Below are 530 nucleotides of genomic sequence, written 5' to 3' on the forward strand. Positions count from 1 at the left end.
CGGAAATTTGGCTGCAAGCAGCCTCGCAGACAACAGGAGTATAACCCATATCGGTTTATGCCGCTGTCTGATTTTTCCCTTGACGGAAACGGCGGGAATATGCTATGAATGTAATACGGTACGGGAGCGGCATCCGCGGCGCGGTAAATAAACCGCTTTTTTCGGCGGAAAACCGAAAGGCGGGGGTTTAGCAAGTTGAAATATTCCGAACTTGAGCGGAAACTGCAAAGGGAAGGGTGCTATCTTAAAAACAGCGGCAAGCGTCACGCCGTCTGGTTCAGCCCGATAACAGGAAAACGTTTTTTAATGAGCAATCATAAGAGCGAAGAAGTTGCGGCGGGAACGCTGGGAGAAATTATCAAATATTCCGGCGCACAGTTTGTGCACCAAGGAAAAAGGAACGGCAAATGAAAAAAGCGATAGCGGCAATAGAACAGGCGGGAGACGGGCGTTACAGCGTGTATGTAAGCGACGGCGACGAACTCCCGTATGGTCTGCTCGGAACAGGCGACACGAAAGAAGCGGCGATT

At 50.6% G+C, this 530-nt stretch carries 1 protein-coding gene; it reads left to right on the forward strand.

All coding sequences use genetic code 11. The features are described from left to right. Nucleotides 1-195: 195 nt before the first annotated feature. The gene (locus AWU74_RS07795) at nucleotides 196-411 is read left to right on the forward strand and encodes a type II toxin-antitoxin system HicA family toxin (protein WP_062328794.1); all 216 of its coding nucleotides are present in this window, start codon (nucleotides 196-198) and stop codon (nucleotides 409-411) included. Nucleotides 412-530 lie beyond the last annotated feature (119 nt).

The sequence above is a fragment of the Treponema endosymbiont of Eucomonympha sp. genome, from assembly GCF_001028545.1.